The 19,743-nt window shown below is 70.5% G+C and carries 17 protein-coding genes and 2 tRNA genes; 14 read left to right on the forward strand and 5 right to left on the reverse strand.

Annotated elements, in window-relative coordinates:
* Positions 1-280 precede the first annotated feature (280 nt).
* The 5 genes from ACZ5AJ_RS05170 (at position 281) to proB (ending at position 7,069) form a co-directional block, all read left to right on the forward strand.
* Complete coding sequence (locus ACZ5AJ_RS05170; protein WP_464137698.1) at positions 281-3,358, forward strand: Rne/Rng family ribonuclease; 3,078 nt, start codon at positions 281-283, stop codon at positions 3,356-3,358.
* 250 nt (positions 3,359-3,608) lie between these two features.
* Complete coding sequence (gene rplU / locus ACZ5AJ_RS05175) at positions 3,609-3,917, forward strand: 50S ribosomal protein L21 (RefSeq protein ID WP_464137700.1); 309 nt, start codon at positions 3,609-3,611, stop codon at positions 3,915-3,917.
* Positions 3,918-3,958: 41 nt separating this feature from the next.
* Positions 3,959-4,213 carry a 50S ribosomal protein L27 gene (rpmA, locus tag ACZ5AJ_RS05180; protein WP_464137701.1) on the forward strand — a complete coding sequence of 85 codons (255 nt, stop codon included), beginning with the start codon at positions 3,959-3,961 and terminating at the stop codon, positions 4,211-4,213.
* A gap of 136 nt (positions 4,214-4,349) precedes the next feature.
* Complete coding sequence (obgE, locus tag ACZ5AJ_RS05185; RefSeq protein WP_464137703.1) at positions 4,350-5,882, forward strand: GTPase ObgE; 1,533 nt, start codon at positions 4,350-4,352, stop codon at positions 5,880-5,882.
* A 110-nt stretch (positions 5,883-5,992) separates the two neighbouring features.
* Positions 5,993-7,069, forward strand: coding sequence for a glutamate 5-kinase (gene proB, locus ACZ5AJ_RS05190; RefSeq protein ID WP_464138694.1), 1,077 nt, complete (start codon positions 5,993-5,995; stop codon positions 7,067-7,069).
* Between the two features lie 59 nt (positions 7,070-7,128).
* Here proB and ACZ5AJ_RS05195 read toward each other — a convergent pair whose 3' ends face one another.
* A complete protein-coding gene (locus ACZ5AJ_RS05195; protein ID WP_464137705.1) occupies positions 7,129-8,238 on the reverse strand; it encodes a ribokinase in 1,110 nt (369 codons plus the stop codon).
* 76 nt (positions 8,239-8,314) lie between these two features.
* Between ACZ5AJ_RS05195 and ACZ5AJ_RS05200 the strand changes: the two genes are divergently transcribed.
* The 9 genes from ACZ5AJ_RS05200 (at position 8,315) to ACZ5AJ_RS05240 (ending at position 13,803) form a co-directional block, all read left to right on the forward strand.
* Positions 8,315-9,646 (forward strand): glutamate-5-semialdehyde dehydrogenase, encoded by a 1,332-nt coding sequence (locus ACZ5AJ_RS05200; protein ID WP_464137707.1) that lies wholly within the window; start codon positions 8,315-8,317, stop codon positions 9,644-9,646.
* A gap of 106 nt (positions 9,647-9,752) precedes the next feature.
* On the forward strand, positions 9,753-9,932 hold the full coding sequence (locus tag ACZ5AJ_RS05205; RefSeq protein ID WP_464137708.1) for a hypothetical protein: 180 nt from the start codon (positions 9,753-9,755) through the stop codon (positions 9,930-9,932).
* 4 nt (positions 9,933-9,936) lie between these two features.
* Complete coding sequence (gene nadD / locus ACZ5AJ_RS05210; RefSeq protein WP_464137710.1) at positions 9,937-10,545, forward strand: nicotinate-nucleotide adenylyltransferase; 609 nt, start codon at positions 9,937-9,939, stop codon at positions 10,543-10,545.
* Complete coding sequence (locus tag ACZ5AJ_RS05215) at positions 10,538-11,482, forward strand: hypothetical protein (RefSeq protein ID WP_464137712.1); 945 nt, start codon at positions 10,538-10,540, stop codon at positions 11,480-11,482. The genes nadD and ACZ5AJ_RS05215 overlap by 8 nt, the downstream gene beginning before the upstream one ends.
* Positions 11,479-11,886, forward strand: coding sequence for a ribosome silencing factor (rsfS, locus tag ACZ5AJ_RS05220; protein WP_464137714.1), 408 nt, complete (start codon positions 11,479-11,481; stop codon positions 11,884-11,886). Before ACZ5AJ_RS05215 ends, rsfS begins: the two co-directional genes overlap by 4 nt.
* Positions 11,883-12,539 carry a histidine phosphatase family protein gene (locus tag ACZ5AJ_RS05225; RefSeq protein WP_464137716.1) on the forward strand — a complete coding sequence of 219 codons (657 nt, stop codon included), beginning with the start codon at positions 11,883-11,885 and terminating at the stop codon, positions 12,537-12,539. The genes rsfS and ACZ5AJ_RS05225 overlap by 4 nt, the downstream gene beginning before the upstream one ends.
* 77 nt (positions 12,540-12,616) lie before the next feature.
* Positions 12,617-12,689: transfer RNA gene (locus ACZ5AJ_RS05230), tRNA-Ala, on the forward strand.
* Between the two features lie 305 nt (positions 12,690-12,994).
* Positions 12,995-13,070 (forward strand) — tRNA-Ala (locus ACZ5AJ_RS05235).
* Positions 13,071-13,320: 250 nt separating this feature from the next.
* Positions 13,321-13,803 (forward strand): hypothetical protein, encoded by a 483-nt coding sequence (locus ACZ5AJ_RS05240; RefSeq protein ID WP_464137718.1) that lies wholly within the window; start codon positions 13,321-13,323, stop codon positions 13,801-13,803.
* Here the strand turns inward: ACZ5AJ_RS05240 and ACZ5AJ_RS05245 are convergent.
* The 4 genes from ACZ5AJ_RS05245 to ACZ5AJ_RS05260 all read right to left on the reverse strand — a co-directional run bounded on the left by ACZ5AJ_RS05245 (position 13,793) and on the right by ACZ5AJ_RS05260 (position 19,705).
* Positions 13,793-14,809, reverse strand: coding sequence for an NADP-dependent oxidoreductase (locus ACZ5AJ_RS05245; protein ID WP_464137720.1), 1,017 nt, complete (start codon positions 14,807-14,809; stop codon positions 13,793-13,795). The genes ACZ5AJ_RS05240 and ACZ5AJ_RS05245 overlap by 11 nt on opposite strands.
* A 106-nt stretch (positions 14,810-14,915) precedes the next feature.
* Entirely contained in the window at positions 14,916-15,302 is a 387-nt protein-coding gene (locus ACZ5AJ_RS05250; protein ID WP_464137722.1) for a DUF1304 domain-containing protein, read from the reverse strand.
* A gap of 230 nt (positions 15,303-15,532) precedes the next feature.
* Positions 15,533-17,671 (reverse strand): carbohydrate-binding module family 20 domain-containing protein, encoded by a 2,139-nt coding sequence (locus tag ACZ5AJ_RS05255; RefSeq protein ID WP_464137724.1) that lies wholly within the window; start codon positions 17,669-17,671, stop codon positions 15,533-15,535.
* 516 nt (positions 17,672-18,187) lie between these two features.
* Positions 18,188-19,705, reverse strand: a complete 1,518-nt coding sequence (locus ACZ5AJ_RS05260; protein WP_464137726.1) for an alpha-amylase — start codon at positions 19,703-19,705, stop codon at positions 18,188-18,190.
* Positions 19,706-19,743: the final 38 nt, after the last annotated feature.

Consider the following 19,743-nt stretch of genomic DNA (forward strand, 5'->3'; position numbering starts at 1 on the left):
GCCGATGCGCTCGTCGCCCCCGCCCTCCCGGCCGACGGGCTGTGCTGTGCCATACTGACCGGAGGCACTCTCCCGGTCCGTACCGGTCGGGAGAACCTCCCGGCGTCGACGCGTCGGAGCGCCGGTGACGCGACCTCCGCGACCGTGCGCGCTCCCTCGATCGGCATCGCTGCGCTCCCACCAGGAGCAGCGCGACGGCGAGGGCTTGAGACTTCCGTCCTCAGGGACGATGACCGCACAGGGCCAGGGTGCGCTGGTCCTGTGATAAGGAGACGGCCTGATGGCTGACAGCACCCATGACCAGACCTCGAAGTCCTCAGAGGGCTCGGAGAGCGCACCCGTCAAGCGGACCCGACGTCGTGCCGTCGCCCCTGCCGGTCCGCCAGCTCCCGTCACGGCACCTGAGCCCTCGAGCTCCGCTCCGCGCACCTTCGTCCCCGCGCAGGATGCCGTCGAGCCCGCCCCCGCTCCCCGCACCCGCCGGCCGCGCCGACGGGTCGTGGCTCCCGCGGGCGCTCCTGTCCTGACGCCGGCCGGCGGCGACGAGGTCGTCGACGACGCTGCGGGCGAGGAGACGGGCACCGCCGAGGTCGAGCGCACCCCGCAGGCGACGTCGGAGAGGTCGGAGAGGACGGAGTCCCCGCTGTCGGACGCCGCCTCCGCCGACGCCGAGGCGCCGCAGACCGACTCCGAGCAGCATGCCGAGGCTGAGGAGGACGCCGACGCCGAGGAGGACGTCGACGCTGAGGACGAGACCGAGGTCGAGCACGGGGAGGACGCCGCCTCGAGCGTCGTCGATGATCTGAAGGTGCTCGCCAGCCGGCGAGGCGCCTCCGCCTCCTCCCATGACGGCGAGGGGGAGAGGTCGCGACGCGAGCAGGTGCAGCTGGACTTCGCCTCGCTCCTGTTCCGGGCTCCCACCGCGCCCGAGCCCCGCAGCGCCGGGGTCGACCGTCAGGACGCGCCCGTCGGCAGCGCCGATCTGGCGTTCGACGCCGGTGACGCGGTCCGAGGGGAGTCCTCCTCCCGACGCGCCGCCCGTCCGTCGTCGGACCGGGACGAGCGCGAGGACGCCGACGGGAGTGCAGAGCGCGATGGGCGCGGCGCAGACGCGGAGAAGTCCTCCGGCGACGGCTCGGCCGAGAGCGGATCCTCCTCCGATGAGCAGCAGGACGAGGGCTCCGGGACCTCCCGCCGTCGCCGGCGCCGTGGGGGCCGCGGCCGCCGAGGTCGCGGACGCGGCGACGACGAGCGCCGCTCCGAGGAGGGGTCCTCTGACGGTGACGAGGAGAGCTCGAGCGCTCATGACGGCCGGGACGGCTCCGCCGGCGACGGCACCGCCTCGGACGCGGAGACCGATGATGCTTCGGCCACGGGCGAGCGAGACGGCGAGCAGCGCTCGGCGTCCGACGAGGGCTCGGGCTCGGGCTCCACGACCTCGCGTCGCCGTCGTCGGCGCCGACGGTCCGGCTCCGACTCCGGTGACGTCTCCTCGCCGGACGATCCGCCCAACACCGTGGTGAAGGTGCGCGAGGCGCGTGACGAGGTCAAGGCCGTCAAGGGCTCCACGCGCCTGGAGGCCAAGAAGCAGCGCCGCCGCGAGGGCCGCGATGCGGGCCGACGCCGCAATGTGATCACCGAGGCCGAGTTCCTCGCCCGCCGCGAGTCGGTCAAGCGCTCGATGATCGTGCGCGAGCGCCCCGGGCGCACCCAGATCGCCGTGCTCGAGGACGACGTCCTGGTCGAGCACTACGTCGCCCAGAAGTCGCAGACCTCGATGGTCGGCAACGTGTACCTGGGGAAGGTGCAGAACGTCCTCCCGTCGATGGAGGCCGCCTTCGTCGACATCGGCAAGGGGCGCAACGCCGTGCTGTACGCCGGCGAGGTGAACTGGGACGCCGCAGGCCTCGAGGGCCAGCCTCGCCGCATCGAGCTCGCGCTCAAGAGCGGCGATCCGGTCCTGGTGCAGGTCACCAAGGACCCGATCGGTCACAAGGGCGCCCGCCTGACCAGCCAGATCTCCCTGCCCGGCCGCTATCTCGTGTTCGTGCCCGGCGGCTCCATGACCGGCATCTCCCGCAAGCTGCCCGACACCGAGCGCGCACGGCTGAAGAAGATCATGCGCCAGATCATCCCCGAGGACGCGGGCGTGATCGTGCGCACCGCCGCGGAGGGCGCGAGCGAGGAGGAGCTGACCCAGGACGTCGAGCGCCTTCGCGCCCAGTGGGAGAAGATCCAGAAGGCGCAGAAGTCGAAGTCCGCACCGGTGGCCCTGTCCCAGGAGCCCGACCTTGCCATCAAGGTGGTGCGCGACGTCTTCAACGAGGACTTCACGAGCCTGATCGTCGAGGGCACCTCGGTGTACGAGGACGTCCACGAGTACGTCGCCTCGGTGGCCCCCGACCTGCTGGAGCGGGTGACCGCCCATGTCGGCCCCAAGGACGTCTTCGCCAAGTACCGGGTGGACGAGCAGCTGCTCAAGGCCATGGACCGCAAGGTGTACCTGCCCTCGGGCGGATCCCTCGTGATCGACCGCACCGAGGCCATGACGGTGGTCGATGTGAACACCGGCAAGTTCACGGGCTCGGGCGGTTCGCTCGAGGAGACCGTCACCAAGAACAACCTCGAGGCGGCCGAGGAGATCGTCCGCCAGCTGAGGCTGCGCGACATCGGCGGCATCATCGTCATCGACTTCATCGACATGGTTCTCGAGGCCAATCGCGACCTGGTGCTGCGGCGCCTGGTCGAGTGCCTGGGGCGCGATCGCACGAAGCATCAGGTCGCCGAGGTGACCTCGCTGGGCCTGGTGCAGATGACCCGCAAGCGCGTGGGCCAGGGTCTCGTGGAGACCTTCTCGACGCCGTGCGAGCACTGCAGCGGTCGCGGCCTCGTCGTGGACATCGACGGCACCCACTCCCATGGAGGGAACGGCTCCGGTCCGTCGTCCTCGGGAGGCGCGCACGGCGGCGAGGAGGGCTCACCCCGCTCGGGCAAGCGGCGACGCGGACGCGGACGCGGAGGCAACGGCTCCTCCAAGGACGCCGAGGCGACCGAGAGCGCCGAGGAGGAGAGCACCGATGTGCATCGCCTCCATGACGACTCCTCCCGCGACAAGGCCAGAGCCACCATCGCCTCCATCGCCGCCGCCGCGTCCTCGCACCACAGCGCGGGCGAGAGCTCGGCGGACGAGCAGGGGACCGGCGGTGCCGATGCGCCGTCAGAGCCCGCGGCGAGCGCATGGGAGCAGGATGCCCCTGCCGAGCCCGCTGAGGAGCAGTCCCAGCAGGGCGAGCGGCCCGAGCAGGACGAGCGGCGCGAGCAGGGCGGCGCGACGGAGGACGGCCCCTCGGGACAGTGACGTGTTCCACAGCGTTCATGCAGGTCGGGACGCTGTCCGTGGTTGACCCCATGGTCCGGGGGAACGTAAGCTGTCCCCTGGCGCAGAACGCGCCGACATCGCGCAGTCCCTCGGGTCCCGCGCGACCGCACCTCCCCTTCACGGTCCCGGTCCCCGGGGCCAGGAGCAGGTCGACGGTCGCAGGTCCGCGGTCCGTTCCGGTGGGGACGCGATGACCAGAGCAATTCCGGTAACAAGATGGAGCAGTGACGTGGTGTACGCAATCGTCCGCGCAGGCGGTCGGCAGGAGAAGGTGTCGGTCGGCGACTCCATCGTGATCAACCGCGTGGCCGGCGAGGCGGGCGACAGCGTCGAGCTCGCTCCCGTCCTGCTGGTCGACGGTGACAAGGTGACCTCGGCTCAGGCCGATCTCGCCAAGGTCAAGGTCACGGCGGAGAAGGTCGAGGACCTGCGCGGTCCGAAGATCCGGATCCTCAAGTACAAGAACAAGACGGGCTACAAGAAGCGCCAGGGCCACCGCCAGGAGCTCACGCGCCTCAAGATCACGGGCATCGCCTGACGATCCGCCTCCCAGGCTGTAACGAGAGAAGGTAACTCCTCATGGCACATAAGAAGGGCGCGAGCTCCTCGAAGAACGGTCGCGACTCGAACGCGCAGCGCCTCGGCGTGAAGCGCTTCGGCGGCCAGGTCGTCGGCGCCGGCGAGATCATCGTGCGCCAGCGCGGCACCCGCATCCACCCGGGCGCCGGCGTCGGCCGCGGCAAGGACGACACCCTGTTCGCCCTCACCGCCGGCACCGTCGAGTTCGGTCGCTCCCGCGACCGTCGCGTGGTCAGCGTCGTCGAGAGCGCCTGACGCGCTCCCCGGGGAACCGGGGAACCCAACGCCTTCGAGGGGCGGAGCCGACTGCTCCGCCCCTCGGTGCGTCTCCGGGACGCGTCTGCGCACGCATCCTCCTGCATCATCCGCTCCCGACCATCGGAGATCCCCCATGGCCACGTTCGTCGACCGCGTCGTGCTGCACGTCGTCGGAGGTTCCGGCGGCCACGGCGCCGCCTCGATCCGCCGCGAGAAGTTCAAGCCGCTGGCCGGACCCGACGGGGCCGACGGCGGCCGCGGCGGCGATGTCGTGCTCGAGGTGGACGCCTCCACCACGACACTCCTGGCCTACCACCACAAGCCCCATCGCAAGGCCACCTCCGGCGGCTTCGGCAAGGGCGACATGCGCCGTGGGGAGAACGGTGAGGATCTTGTCCTCCCCGTCCCCGACGGCACCGTGGTCAGGACCGAGGACGGCACCGTCCTGGCGGACATGGTGGGGATCGGCACCCGCTACATCGCCGCCCAGGGCGGACAGGGAGGCCTCGGCAACGCGACCCTCGCGAACAAGCACCGCAAGGCTCCCGGCTTCGCGCTGCTCGGCGAGCCGGGGCAGGAGCGGCGGCTGGTCCTCGAGCTGAAGTCGGTGGCCGACGTCGCGCTGGTCGGCTACCCCAGCGCCGGCAAGAGCTCCCTCATCGCCGCTATGAGCGCGGCCCGCCCCAAGATCGCCGACTACCCCTTCACCACCCTCGTGCCGAACCTGGGCGTCGTCGAAGCGGGCCAGCACCGCTTCACCATCGCCGACGTGCCCGGCCTGATCCCCGGTGCGAGCGAGGGGAAGGGGCTGGGACTGGACTTCCTGCGGCACATCGAGCGCTGCCATGTGATCGTGCATGTCCTCGACGCCGCCGCCCTCGAGTCGGATCGCGACCCGCTGAGCGATCTCGAGACGATCGAGAACGAGCTCGCGACCTATGCCGCGGGCCTGGACGACGACGGCGAGGGCAGGGTCCCGCTGATGGAACGGCCCACCGTCGTCGTCCTGAACAAGACCGATCTGCCCGACGGCGCCGACATGGCGGACCTCGTGCGCGATCGCCTCAAGGACCGCGGCATCCCGGTGCTCGACGTCTCCGCGGTCTCCCGCAAGGGACTGCGTGAGCTCGGGTTCGTGCTCGCCGAGATCGTCGAGAAGGCGCGCGCCGAGCTGCCCGAGCCCGAGGCCGCACCCATCGTCATCACGCCCCGAGCGGTCGACGAGCGGCCCTTCACCGTCGTCACCGAGGAGTTCGAGGGCTCGACCGCCTACCGGGTCGTCGGTGACAAGCCGGAGCGCTGGGTCCGCCAGACCGACTTCCGCAACGACGAGGCCGTCGGCTATCTCGCGGATCGCCTTGCGAAGCTGGGCGTCGAGGAGTCGCTGTTCAAGGCAGGAGCCGTCGCCGGCTCGACTGTGCTGATCGGGCCGAGCGACGATGCGGTCGTCTTCGACTGGGAGCCGACGATGGTCGGCGGGGCGGAGCTGCTGGGCCGTCGCGGGACCGACAAGCGCATGGAGGACAACCACCGTCCCACCCGCGAGGCGAAGCGCGAGGAGCAGAAGGCCCGCACCGCAGCACGGCTGGACCGGCTGGCGGCGATGGAGGACGAGCGGCGCGCCGGCCACTGGGCCGATCCCGCGGTCGACGACGAGGCCCGCTGACCGTGACGGGAAGCGAGTCCACGGTCCTCCTGCACGGCACCGGCAACGGGGGAGAGCTGCGCCAGCCCTCCCGCATCACCGGTCGCGGTCAGATCCCGGGCGCCGGCCGCATGGTCGTCAAGATCGGCTCCTCGAGCCTGACGGACGAGCGCGGACGCCTCGACGATGCGAAGGTCCGCGCGATCGCCGACGTCGTCGCGGGCATGCGCGAGCACGGCACCGAGGTCGTCGTCGTCTCCTCCGGCGCGATCGCCGCTGCACTCGGTCCGCTGGGACTCGATGAGCGCCCCCGCAGCGTCGCGCTGCAGCAGGCGGCGGCGAGCGTCGGCCAGTCGATCCTCGCGGTCTCCTGGGCCAACGCGCTGCGTGCCCACGGGCTCATCGCCGGCCAGGTGCTGCTCACCGAGGCCGACGTGATCCGCTCCCAGACCTACCGGAACGTCCGCACTGCGCTCGAGTCGCTGCTGGCGCTGGGCACGGTGCCGGTGATCAACGAGAACGACACCACGGCCACCCACGAGATCCGCTTCGGCGACAACGACCGCCTCGCCGCGCTCGTCGCCCAGCTGCTCGGCGCGGATGCGCTCGTGCTGCTCACCGACGTCGACGCGCTGTACACGGCGCCCCCTCGGGAGCCCGGCGCGCGGCGCATCGGCGAGGTGGAGGATGCCGCCCGCCTGCAGGGCGTGTCGATCGGATCGGTCGGCTCGAAGGTCGGCACCGGCGGCATGGTCACCAAGCTGTCGGCCGCTCAGCAGGCCGCGACCCTCGGCACCGCCACCGTCATGACCTCCGCCGCGCAGTTCGCCGCCGCGATCGCCGGTGAGGACGTGGGCACCTTCTTCCCCGCTCACCACGGTCGCCGTCGCTCACGCCTGGTGTGGCTGCGCTTCGCGACCCGCGGCGCAGGAACCCTGCACCTGGATGAGGGCGCCGCGGAGGCGGTCCGCAGCCGCCGTCGCTCGCTCCTGCCGGTCGGGATCATCGAGGTCGAGGGGACGTTCCCGGCGGGAGTGCCCGTCGACATCGCCGATCCTGAGGGCCGCACCATCGCCCGCGGTCTCGTGGGCTTCTCGAGCGAGGAGCTGCGCGTGATGATCGGACGTCCGACGGGCGAGCTGCGCGACGTGCTGGGGGAGCGCTATCGCAAGCCCGCCGTGCACCGGGACCAGCTGGTCGTCCTCTGAACCCGGTCGCTGAGGTCGCTCCGGCCGCTCCGGCGGTCCCGTCGCTCGGCTCCCTTCCGTCAGTGTCCTTCGCCGTCGTGCCGGGCAGGTCCGTCGTCGGACCGGGCGGACTCGTCGTCGTTCCGGGCCGACGGGGGGAGCACCGGCAGCCCGGCCCCGCGCTGGGGATAGCTGCTCTGCGCACCGGGCGCGGTCACCGACGCCGCGGCGAAGCGTGATCCGTGCAGAGCTGCCGCGAGGAGGCCGTCGCCGCGGGCGAGGCGTGCGGCGAGGGCGCCGATGAAGGCGTCACCTGCTCCCGTGGTGTCGACGGCGGCGACCTCGGCCGCGGGGATCGCGCGGACGGTGCCATCGCCGACGAGTGCTCCTTCCCCTCCGAGAGTGAGCACGGCGGAGCGGACTCCGGCCTCGAGCAGCGACCGCAGGAGAGAGCGAGCACCGTCGGCCGGGCGCGGTCCCGGGGCGAGCAGCTGCTCGAGGACGGCTGCGGCCTCGTGCTCGTTGACCACCAGCGGGTCCGCAGCGCGGAGGACGTCGGAGTCCAGCTCGAGCACCGGTGCCGGGTTCAGCACGAGGCGCCCGCGGCACAGCCGTGCGGCCTCCTCGATCCCCGAGCGCGGGATCTCGCCCTGCAGCACGACCACCGCGGCGGAGGAGATCGCCCCCGCGTGCGATCGGACCATCGCGGCGTCGACGGCGCCGTTCGCCCCGGGCACGACGACGATCGTGTTCTCGCCGCTGCGGTCGACGGTCACGACCGCCAGACCCGTCGGCCCTTCGACGCGTGAGACGCCCGAGAGGTCGACGCCGTCGTCGGCCAGGAGGGAGAGGGCGACCTCGGCGTCGCCGGCGCCTGAGGCGTCCGCGCCGACGGCACCGATCATGGCCGTGCGCGCCCCGGCGCGAGAAGCGGCGAGCGCCTGGTTCGCACCCTTCCCTCCGGGGGACCGTGCGGCGTCGCGGCCGACGACCGTCTCCCCGGGCCGCGGGCGACGGTCGACCTGCAGCGAGAGGTCAACGTTGAGGGATCCGACGACCAGCACGTCGGGCGCCGGCACAGTCGTCCGAGGAGTCGTCTGGGGAGTCGTCTGGGAAGTCGTCTGCGGCGACGCGTGCGTCGCCGCCTGCGGGATCGTGGCCGCGGTCGGGCGGGGAGGCGGTGCGGGCATGCGCCCATGCTCCCATCCGCGCCCGTGCCGTGGACACCCCGAGCCGTGGCGCTGACCTGCGACGTATCCTCGGAGCATGACTGCTCAGCACGAGATCGACGACCGCACCGCCGAGCTCACCGACGTGGAGCGCGCCGTCCGCGGCGCCGCCCGCGCGGCCCGTGACGCACAGCCGCGTCTGGCGCGCCTGCACCGGGACACCAAGGATGCGGTGCTGCTGGCCATGGCCGATGCGCTCGTCGCGTCGGCCGAGGAGATCGTGGCCGCGAACGCCGAGGACCTCGAGGCGGCCGATGCTGCGGGCATCGAGCCCGGACTGCGCGACCGTCTCGCCCTGGACGCCGGGCGCGTCGCGAAGATCGCCCAGCAGCTGCGCGACGCCGCCGCGCTCCCGGATCCCGTGGGGGAGGTCATCCGCGGCTCGGTCCTCGCCAACGGTCTCGAGCTGCGCGAGGTGCGGGTTCCCATGGGTGTGGTCGGCATGGTCTACGAGGCGCGGCCGAACGTGACCGTGGACGCCGCGGGCCTCGCCCTGAAGTCCGGCAGCGCGGTCGTCCTGCGCGGAGGATCGGCCGCCCTGCACTCGAACACGGCGCTGATCGCGGTGCTGCGCCGGGTGCTGGCCGAGCAGGGGCTGCCGGAGGACCTGATCGTCGGCATCGATCAGCACGGCCGTGCCGGCGTCGACGCCCTCATGCGGGCCCGCGGTCTCGTGGACGTGCTCATCCCGCGCGGGGGAGCGGGCCTGATCCGCCGGGTCGTGGAGAACTCGATCGTCCCCGTGATCGAGACCGGGACCGGCAACACGCACGTTCTCGTCGACGCGTCGGCCGATCTGGACCAGGCCGTCGAGATCATCGCCAACGCCAAGACCCAGAGGGTGGGCGTGTGCAACGCGCTCGAGACCCTGCTGGTGCACCGCGACATCGCCGAGCGCGCCCTGCCGCTGATCGCCGTGCGGCTCGGAGCGGCGGGCGTGACCCTGCACGTCGACGAGGCGGCCGGGGCGATCCTCTCGCGCGACGATGCGGGCGATGCACCGGCATCGGTCGCCGTGGTCCCCGCCTCCGCCGAGGACTGGGACACCGAGTACCTGTCCCTGGATCTCGCGGTGAAGGTCGTGGACGATCTCGACGAGGCGCTCGCGCACATCCGCGAGCATTCCACGGGCCACACCGAATCGATCCTCACCCGGGACCTGGTGAACCAGCAGAGGTTCCTCGCGGAGGTCGACTCCGCGGTGGTCATGGCCAACGCCTCGACCCGGTTCTCCGACGGCGGGGAGTTCGGCTTCGGCGCCGAGATCGGCATCTCGACCCAGAAGCTGCATGCTCGCGGTCCCATGGGGCTGACCGAGCTGACCACCGCCAAGTGGATCGTGGTCGGTCAGGGCCACGTGCGCCCCTGAGGGGACGCTCCGTCGTGATCACGCTCCCATGCGCGCGTGTGCGTCCAGGTGGGAGGCCCGCGCTGTGGGATGATGGGGCGGTCTCACGTCGAAAGGGCATCAGATAATGATCGACCAGCTCATGATCCTCGCCGAGGCCGGCGCCGAGGGATCCCACGGCATCGCTCCCGGATTCGTGGGCGGCGGCGCCCTCGTGCTCCTGCTGTGCCTGCTGGGGATCACCTTCCTGACCAGCGGCCAGCACCAGCGGGGCGAGGAGAGCTCCTCCGACGACTCCGACCGCTGACCGCATGGAGCAGCAGCGGCGACGCATCGGCGTGATGGGCGGGACCTTCGATCCGATCCATCACGGCCATCTCGTCGCCGCCAGCGAGGTCCAGAGCGTCTTCGCGCTCGACGAGGTCGTCTTCGTGCCCACGGGCAGGCCCTGGCAGAAGGCGGACCGCGACATCTCCGACGCCGAGCATCGCTACCTCATGACCGTCGTCGCGACGGCGGCGAACCCCGTGTTCACGGTCTCACGGGTCGACATCGACCGTCCGGGGGCGACCTACACGATCGACACGCTGCGCGACCTGCTCAGGAAGTACGGTGATGCGGACCTGTTCTTCATCACCGGCGCCGACGCCCTCCAGTCCATCCTGACCTGGAAGGACAACCAGGAGATCTTCGAGCTGGCCCACTTCATCGGCGTCACCCGCCCCGGGCACGAGCTGGACACCTTCGGTCTGCCGGACGACGGCGTCACCCTGATCGAGGTCCCCGCCATGGCGATCAGCTCCACCGACTGCCGCACCCGCGTCGCGGCCGGCGCGCCGGTGTGGTACCTCGTGCCCGACGGAGTGGTCCAATACATCAACAAGTACGCCCTCTACACAGGTGGTGACGCAGATGAGTGAGCCCCAGAGCGGCCGTCGGCACGGCCGTCGTGCGCGGCAGCTGAGCCCCGAAGAGGCCGCGGCCCTGGAGTCGCGCACCGGAGCGGAGCTCAGCGGCGAGATGCCCGTGGTCCCGGGTGCGCGCGGTGCGGTCGCACCTCCCACAGCCGACGCCCCGCTGCCGACGCTGCGCAAGTTCGGGCGTCGCGCCCGGATCATCGAGCTGACCGACGAGCCGATCCCCGCCGACGCACCCGCCGAGGACAGGCTCCACCCGGCCTCGCCGTCGGTCGCGCCGACCTCCCCGCGGTCCGCCGGTTCTGCGTCCTCCGCCGGTTCTGCAGGATCGGCTGGTTCTGCAGAATCGGCGGGTTCGGCAGGTTCGGCGGCGTCGCCCGGGACCATCTCCCCGTCGGAGATCACCGGTTCGCTCGCGCGCGCCGAGGACCCTGACGCCCCGTCGGACGATGCGACCACGCTGGTCTCCTTCCGGACCATCGGCTCGGCCGCGAGCCCCGCCGAGTCGGTCGACGACGATCCCGCTCCCGTGGCATCGGACTCCTCAGACCCCTCGGATGCGGCGGGTCAGGCCTCCGCTGCGTCGACGGCGGCCTCCGCAGCGTCGGCCACCGGCGGAGCACCCATCGACCGGGACTCCGACGGCGCCGAGCTCGGCGAGCTCGCCGTCGGCGATGCCCCGGCCCCGCGCCCTGCGCCCCGCTTCGACGGCAAGGTGCTGCATCGGCCCGAGCGCTCCGGCGGACGCCCGCTGGTGTGGGCGGTGTGGGCGCTCATCGCGCTGGCTCTGATCGTCCTGGTCGCCCTGCTGATCACCGGCGTCCTCGGGCCCGGCAGCACCGACGCACTCGTCCCGGGCTCTGCGCATGAGGCGATCACCGCCGCGGCGTCGGCCCTCACCCCTGATGCCCATCACCTGCTGGAGGTAGTCGCCGCGTGAGCGCTTCCGAAGAATCCCTCGACCTCGCCCGCGTCGCCGCGCAGGCCGCCGCCGACAAGCTGGCCCAGGAGGTGATCGGCCTGGACGTCTCCGAGCAGGTCGTCATCACCGACGTGTTCCTGGTCTGCTCCGGCGACTCCGAGCGCCAGGTGTCGGCGATCGTCGGCGGCGTCGAGGAGGAGCTCCTCAAGGAGCGCCGTCGCAAGCCGATCCGTCGCGAGGGCGAGCGGGACGCCCGCTGGGTGCTCCTGGACTACGGCGACATCGTCGTGCACGTCCAGCATGCCGAGGATCGGGCCTTCTACGCGCTCGAGCGCCTGTGGCGCGACGCGCCCCTGATCGACCTGCAGATCGACGACCGCACGCCCGGGACCGGGCAGGACCGGCCGCAGGCGCAGGCGTGAGGCAGGGCCCCGCCTCGGCGCGAGGCCATGCCCGTACGCGCCTGGTGCTCGTGCGGCACGGCCAGACCGACTACAACCGTGAGGGTCGGCTGCAGGGTCAGGTCGACATCCCGCTCAACGCCCACGGCCTGCGGCAGGCGGCGGCACTCGCTGCGTCGGTCGCACTGGACCCGCCGGACGTGATCGTCGCCTCCCCGCTCCAGCGCGCCCATGAGACGGCGAGGATCATCGGCGAGGCCTGCGGACTGGACGTCTCCACGGACGAGTCCCTCCTCGAGCGCAGCTTCGGGGTCTGGGAGGGGCTGAAGGGCGACGAGATCCGCCGGCGCTGGCCCGAGCAGCATGCCGACTGGCGCAACCATCGTCCGGTGCTCGGCGTCGACGTCGAGGATCGTCCCGAGGTCGGCGCCCGGATCTCCACTGCCTGCCGGGAGCTGGTGGCCGAGCATCCCGGCCGCACCGTCATGGTCGTGGGCCACGGCGCAGCGATCACGCTCGGCATCACCGCGCTCCTGGGGCTGGACACCAACGGCTTCCGCGGCGTCAGCGGTCTGGAGAACTGCCATCGGTCCGTCCTCGAGCCTCTCGCGGCCGACACCAACGGCGAGCTGATGAGGTTGCTGTCACACAACATCCCGCCGGATTTCCCCTGAGGCCTGCAGGGATGTAACCTTGGTGAGTCGCCGCGGCAGGCTCCGGGAACGGATCCGATCGCATCGACACCCACTACGGGGCTATGGCGCAGTTGGTAGCGCGCTTCCATGGCATGGAAGAGGTCAGGGGTTCGAATCCCCTTAGCTCCACTCGAGAAACCGTGAGACAGTGACTCGTTCAGAAGGCCCCCGCCCCGGCGGGGGCCTTCTGCGTTCCCGGTGCGTCCCGACGATGGTGTGCGCGGACGTCGGCAGGGCGGGGGAGCGCTGCTGCGCAGAGCAGCGGCCGACGAACGGCGACGGCGGGCGACCGGCTGGGCCAGACCGATGGACGTGGCGCAGTGCATAGGCGTTCGGGGCGTCCTGGTTTTGGCCCCGGTGCAGGGACGATGTAATGTGGGGGAGTCGCCGCGGCGGGTTCCGGGAACGGATCCGATCGCATTGACACCCACTACGGGGCTATGGCGCAGTTGGTAGCGCGCTTCCATGGCATGGAAGAGGTCAGGGGTTCGAATCCCCTTAGCTCCACCATAAGAGGCTTACTGCAATCGGCGTCCTCGTAAACGCCGCCAGGCAGGTCAAGCCAGAGGTTTGTTAGTTCGGCCAGGCCGCCCTTCGGGGCGGCTTTTGGCGTTTCTGGGTCGCTGTGGCGCGCTGTCGCGGCCTGAGTGGCGGCGCGGGCAGCCTCGGGTGTTGCGCCCGCTGTGAGGGCTTCCCAGCCGCGTTCGGCGGCGAGAAGTTCCCGTAACGGAGAGCGGATGTCGTCGCCGACGACTTCGTCGTGGGCGACGTAGACGTGGGCGAAGACCGCCTGGTTGAGCTTGCGTCGGGTCGCTTCACTGGCGTGGAGATGCAGCTCGTAGGGGTTCTCGAGCAGATCGAGGTGGGCGTCGAGGAACGCTCGGCCGCTGGAGAGGTCGCCGTGTACCTCGCTGAGTTGCTCGGTCACGCGCTGCCGGTCACGGGCGATGTCGCGCAGGCGCTGGCGGATGCGTTCTTGCGGGAGCGAGCTATCGGCGGCGAGGTCGAGGAGGTTGTCTTCTTTGACGGTGAGCTGTGCGAGTTGGTCTTCGAGGTTCTTGCGGAGCAGTTGCTGCGCGGCGACCTGGTCGTTCAGGGCGGTCTCGATGTGGTTGCGGACGGCGGCAACGAACGCGGGGCTGAGTCGGATGGTTTTGTAGTGCTCGGCGACGGCGTCTTCGACGCGGTCGATCGAGGAGTATGGGGCGTCGCAGACGTGGTCTTGTCGCGCGTCAGTCGGTGATCCGGACCAGCATCTTGCCGGTGTTCGCGCCGCGCATCATGGCGAGGAACGCGTCGACGGTGCTCTCGATGCCGTCGACGACGGTCTCGTCGTAGGCGATCTCACCGGAGGCGAAGCGGGGCGCGATGAGCTCCCGGAAAGCAGGCGCACGGTCGAGGTACCCGGCGAGGGTGAAGCCCTTCAGCGTGAGGCCGCGGATGATGATGTTGGCCATGTTGTCGGGGCCGGGGGTGCGCTCCTCCTCGTTGTATCCGGAGATGGCTCCGCACAGGGCGGCGCGGCCTCCGTCCTCGAGGACGTCCAGCGCGGCCTCGAGGTGGTCGCCGCCGACGTTGTCGAAGTACACGTCGATGCCGTCGGGGGCCGCGGCGGCGAGCTGCCCTCGCACATCGCCCTGCTTGTAGTCGAAGGCGGCGTCGTACCCGTACTTGCTCGTCAGCAGCTCCACCTTCTCCGGGCTCCCGGCCGAGCCGATCACGCGACCGGCCCCCAGGATCTTCGCGATCTGGCCGACGGCGGTGCCGACTGCTCCTGCGGCGCCCGAGACGAAGACGTTCTCCCCGGGCTGGAGGTCGGCGATCGCGGTGAGGCCGACGTAGGCGGTCAGGCCGGTCATCCCCAGGATGTGCAGGTGGACCGAGGACGGTGCGCCGGGCACCTCCGGGACGGCGCGGAAGGTGGAGGCGTCGTCCTGGACCAGGTCGCTCCAGCCGTGCTGGTGGAGGACGAGGGTCCCCACCGGCAGGTCGGGCGCCTCGGAGGCGACGACACGGCCGACGGCGCCGCCGGTGATGGTCTCCCCGAGCGCATACGGAGCGACGTAGCTGCGGGCGTCGTTCATCCGGCCGCGCATGTAGGGGTCGACGGAGATGAACTCGTTGCGAACCCGCACCTGTCCCGGAGCGAGCTCGTCGAGGGGCACGCTGACGGTGCGGAAGTCGGTGGGGTCCGGCCAGCCCTGGGGGCGGGAGGCGAGCTGGATGCGGGTGCTGAGGGCGTCGGTCATGAGGGGACTCTCCTTCTGTCGGACGGTGGATCTGAGCAGCGGGTGCCGGCGGGCGAGGCGTGCGGCGGCGGGTGCAGCGGGTCGAGGGATGCGGGCGGGGCTGGGCTCAGAGGGCGAGGCCGAGCGCCAGCAGGATCGTGCCGAGAGCGGGCAGCGTTCCCTGCTTCAGGGCGGCACCGCGCTTGTCCGGGCTGCTGATGAGCAGGACGGTCGCGGCCGCGGTCATGGAGCCGGTGCCGACGAGCACGAGAGCCGCGCCCGCCGCCGAGCTTCCGGCGGCGAGCAGGATGATGCCCACGGTGACCGAGATCGCCAGGAACAGGTTGTAGAAGCCCTGGTTGAAGGCGAGCTCCCGGGTGGCCTCCGCCTCCTCGGGTGTGGTGCCGAACGTCGCTCGGGCCTTCTCTCCCGTCCAGGCGATCGACTCCAGGCAGAAGATGACGACGTGGACCAGCGCTGCCAGGGCGGCGAGCACGAGACCTGCGATGACCATGGGGACCTCCTCGAGTCCTGCACCCATTGTGGAATGTGCACTCCACTATATATGGTCGGCGGTCCGCGGCGGGAGGCGGGAGGCGGGAGCACCAGGATGATGGTGTGAGCGTACGCACGTCGAGCATGAGAAGAACCCTGGGCCGTCACCCCCTCCACGAGGTGACGGCCCAGGGCCGATGAGGGTCCGCGCAGTGCGGACTCAGCTGAGGATGCGAGCGGCTGCGGCTCTCACCTCCAGCTGTCGGAGAGCGTCAGCGTGCCGTCGCTGCCGACGGTCGCGCTGCGGTTCCCGCCGGATTCCCAGGTGACGTTCCCGCTGCCGTCGATCTTCACGTACTTGTACTCGAAGGTCGTGCCGGCGGGCAGGTCGACGCTCGCGGTCCACACGGGATAGGTGTCGGCCGACAGGGCGACGCCTGCGGAGGGGGTCCAGCTGCCGAGTGCGCTGATCGAACCCACCAGGTAGACGTTCTGCCCCCACACGGTGGAGACGTTCGCGCCGACGGAGGTGGTGCCGACGACGGTCTCGCCGGAGCCGTCGTCGGATCCGTCATCGCCCGAGCCGTCGTCGCAGGGGTTGCCCTCGGCGACGGAGCCGCCGGTGACGGTGACCTCCTCACCCTTGAGGGTGTAGTCGTTCGAGCCGTTGTTGTCCCAGGTGCCGCTGCCGTCGTTGAAGGCTGCGGTGAGGGTGTCGGAGCTGTCGACGGTGGTGGAGTACCAGCCCTCGCAGGCCTCGGTCATCTCGGTGCCGGGCGCGGTGGTCCAGGTGCCGGAGCCGGCCTTGTAGTGCATGTAGTAGTCGTCCCAGCCGGCCTCGGTGGAGTAGTACACCGTCGTGGTGTCGTAGTCGCCGGTCGAGCCGTCGTCGCCGCCATCATCGCCGCCATCGTCGCCGCCTCCGTCGGAGTCGGATCCGACGTGGATCGCCAGAGCGCCATAAGCGGGGATGGTCGCGGTGAAGGTGCCGTCGGAGGCGACGGTGATCGTCTCCGAGCAGTCGTCCGAGGCGATGACGTCGCAGTAGGTGCCTTCGGCCATCGAGGTCTGGTACGTGTGCGTCACCGAGGAGCCGGTGTTGTTGATCGCGACGTAGCCCTTGTCACCGCGGCCGTAGCCGATGTTGTTGCTGCCGTCGTCCCACCAGTTCGTGACCGAGGTGCCGTCGACCGCGTTGTGGAAGCCGACCATGCCCTTGATCTCGGTCCAGCGCTGGGTGCAGTTCCACTCGTCGGAGTCGCAGTCGACGTCCGGCACGGAGGTGGCGGTCGCGCCGGGCGCACCGGCGTCGGTGTCGTCGAAGGTGTAGCCCGAGTAGACCGACGGGGAGCCGTACGGCCAGGAGAGCATGAAGGTGTTGGCCAGGATGTACTTGGCGCCCCACTTGTAGTTCATGGTCTCGCCGTTGCGCTCGGTGTCGTGGTTGTCCACGAAGACGCCCGCGACGTCGGAGGAGAGCTTGCCGTCGGCGATGTATCGCAGGTTCTTGATCTGGCCGTCGAAGTCCGACTTCAGCTGGCGACCGTAGTTGAACTCGTGGACGTCGCCGGTGCCGACGTACTCAGAAGGCTGGATCGGCTCGCCCGAGGCGCCGATGACCTCCTGGACCCAGTAGATGTCGGGGTCGGAGAGCTTGGACTTGATCGCCGCGAGGTCCGACGCCGGGATGTGCTTGGCGGCATCGATGCGGAAGCCGGCCACACCCAGGTCGATCAGGTCGTTGAGGTAGCCCGCTATCGTGCTCTGCACGTAGTCGGACCCCGTCCGGAGATCCTGCAGCGAGACCAGGCGGCAGTTCTGGACGTTGTAGCGATCGCCGTAGTTCGAGATGTTCTCGCGGCAGTCGTTGAAGTCGTTCGCGCCGTACAGGCCGGGGAAGTAGTCGATCCCGAACGGCGTGCCGGCCACGCCGGTGCCGCTGCCGTTGTCGGCTCCCGTCATGTGGTTGATGACCGCGTCGGCGATCACCTCGACGCCCGCGGCGTTGCAGGTGTCGACCATGTTCTTGAACTCGGCGCGGGTGCCGAGCTTGCCCTCGATCTTGTAGCTGACCGGCTGGTACGAGGTCCACCACTCGGTGCCCTGGATCTCCTCCTGGGGCGGGGAGACCTGCACGTAGCCGAAGCCCTCGGGGCCGATGGTGCTGGTGCACTCGGCGGCGACGGAGTCCCAGTTCCACTGGAACAGGTTCAGGATCACGTCGCCGTTGCTGCCGTCGGCGGACACCGACGAGTCGGGCGCGGTCGCGGCGGCCGGGACCGGCGCCGAGCTCAGGCCGCCGGCGGCGACCAGGGCCGCGGTCGACAGCGCGAGCGCGATCCGGCCCAGCCCCTTCCCGCGGCGCGATCTCGTGAGGGTGGACTGCATCGTTCTCTCCTCTGCATCGGGGCGGCCCGCCGTCGGACCGCCGTTCCCGGCTGCTCTGCCGGGATGTACTGCAAGAACTGCAAGATCATGCATGGTTCGTGCGGTGAGAGTACAGCGAGCGATCAGGGGAGTCGAGCAGTGTGAGCCTCCCATGGGGTGGCGGGAACGCTCTCACGGCGAGAGCGGATCAGTGCTGCCATCGGTCGTGAGGGCTGGCATCAGGGCGCCTGGCCTGCAGGAACACCTCTACTTCGGCGGCGGCGAACCCGCCCGGGGAGATCTGGCAGGCTTTGCCGAATCTTTATCGGACCCCATCTCGTCGGGTGGGACGATGTCATCGTCGTTGCCGACAGGGCTGGTGGCTTGCGTCATCTTGCATGCAGAGGAGGGCCCCGGTGCCCGCCTCGAGGGAGGCGGGCGCCGGGGCCCTGATGCGGGTGCTCCCGCGGTGAGAGCGGCTCGGCTGCCGCTCAGGCTCCGCTGGGGATCAGCGGGGCCGTCGGATCATCCGTCGGCTCACTCGGAGGCGGAGTCGGCGGTGTGCTCGACATCGATCGCGACAGCGCTCTTGGCGCCCACGGTCGCCTCGAACGAGCCGTCCTCAGAGACGGTCACCGTCTCGGAGCAGTCGGTCCCGGCGGCCACGTTGCAGTAGGTGCCGGCGGGCAGCGAGCTCTGGTAGGTGTTCGTCACCTCGCCCTCGGTGTTGTTCAGGGCCACGAAGCCCTTGTCGCCGCGCCCGAAGGCGATGTTGTTGTCGCCGTCGTCCCACCAGTCGGTGACCTCGGTGCCGGCGACGGCGTTGTGGAAGGCCACCATGCCCTGGATCTCGGGCAGGCGCTGCGTGCAGGTCCACTCGTCGGAGTCGCAGTCGGCGTCCGGCACCTCGGTGGCGGTCGCCCCGGGAGCGCCGGCGTCGGTGTCGTCGAAGGTGTATCCGGTGTAGACGCTGGGCTGGCCGTAGTCGTAGGCGAGCATGAACGCGTTGGCCAGGGTGTAGGTGTCCCCGTCCTTGTAGTTCAGCGTCTCCCCGTTGCGCTCGGTGTCGTGGTTGTCCACGAAGACGCCGGCGTCGTCGGAGTCGAGCTTGCCCTCGGCGATCGAGTCCAGACCCGCGATCGAACCGCCGAACGCCGACTTCAGCTGGCGGCCGTAGTCGAACTCGTGGACGTCGCCGGTGCCGACGTACTCGGAGGGCTGGATCGGCTCGCCGGAGGCGCCGATGACCTCCTGGACCCAGTAGATGTCCGGATCAGAGAGCTTGGACTTGATCGCGGCGAGATCCTCCGCCGGCATGTGCTTGGCGGCATCGATGCGGAAGCCCTCGACGCCGAGGTCGATCAGGTCGTTCATGTAGGCGGCCAGGGTGTCCTGGACCTCCTCGGAGCTCGTCTTGAGGTCCTGCAGCGACACCAGACGGCAGTTCTGCACGTTCTCGCGATCGCTGTAGTCCGAGATGTCCTCGCGGCAGTCGTTGAAGTCGTCGGCGTCGTAGATGCCCGGGAAGTCGTCCTCGGCGTAGCTGCTGCCGGCGGTGCCGGTGCCGGCGCCCTGATCGGCGCCGGTGGTGTGGTTGATGACCGCGTCCGCGATGACGCCGACGCCCGCCTCGTCGCAGGCCTGGACCATGTCCGCGAACTCCTCGCGGCTGCCCATCTTGCCTTCGATCTTGTAGCTGACGGGCTGGTAGGAGGTCCACCACTCGGTGCCCTGGATCTCCTCCTGGGGCGGGGAGACCTGCACGTAGCCGAAGCCGGCAGGGCCGATGGTGCTCGTGCACTCCTCGGCGATCGAGGTCCAGGACCACTGGAACATGTTGAGGATGACGTCGCTGTTGCGTCCGTCGGCCGACGAGGAGTCCTCTGCCGCCGCGGCTGTCGTGGTCGCGTCGGTGTCGGCCGCGTCGGTCTCTGTGTCCGCGGATGCGGTCAAGGAGGCGCCGGACCAGGCGCTCGCCGAGAGCATGACGGCGGCACCGAGCGTCGCGGCTGTCCGGCCGATCACGCTCCTGGAGGTGCGGGTCGTCGTGTCCATGAGCTGCATTGCTTACTCCTGTTCGTCACTGCGAGCCC

Source organism: Brachybacterium zhongshanense (assembly GCF_055385755.1).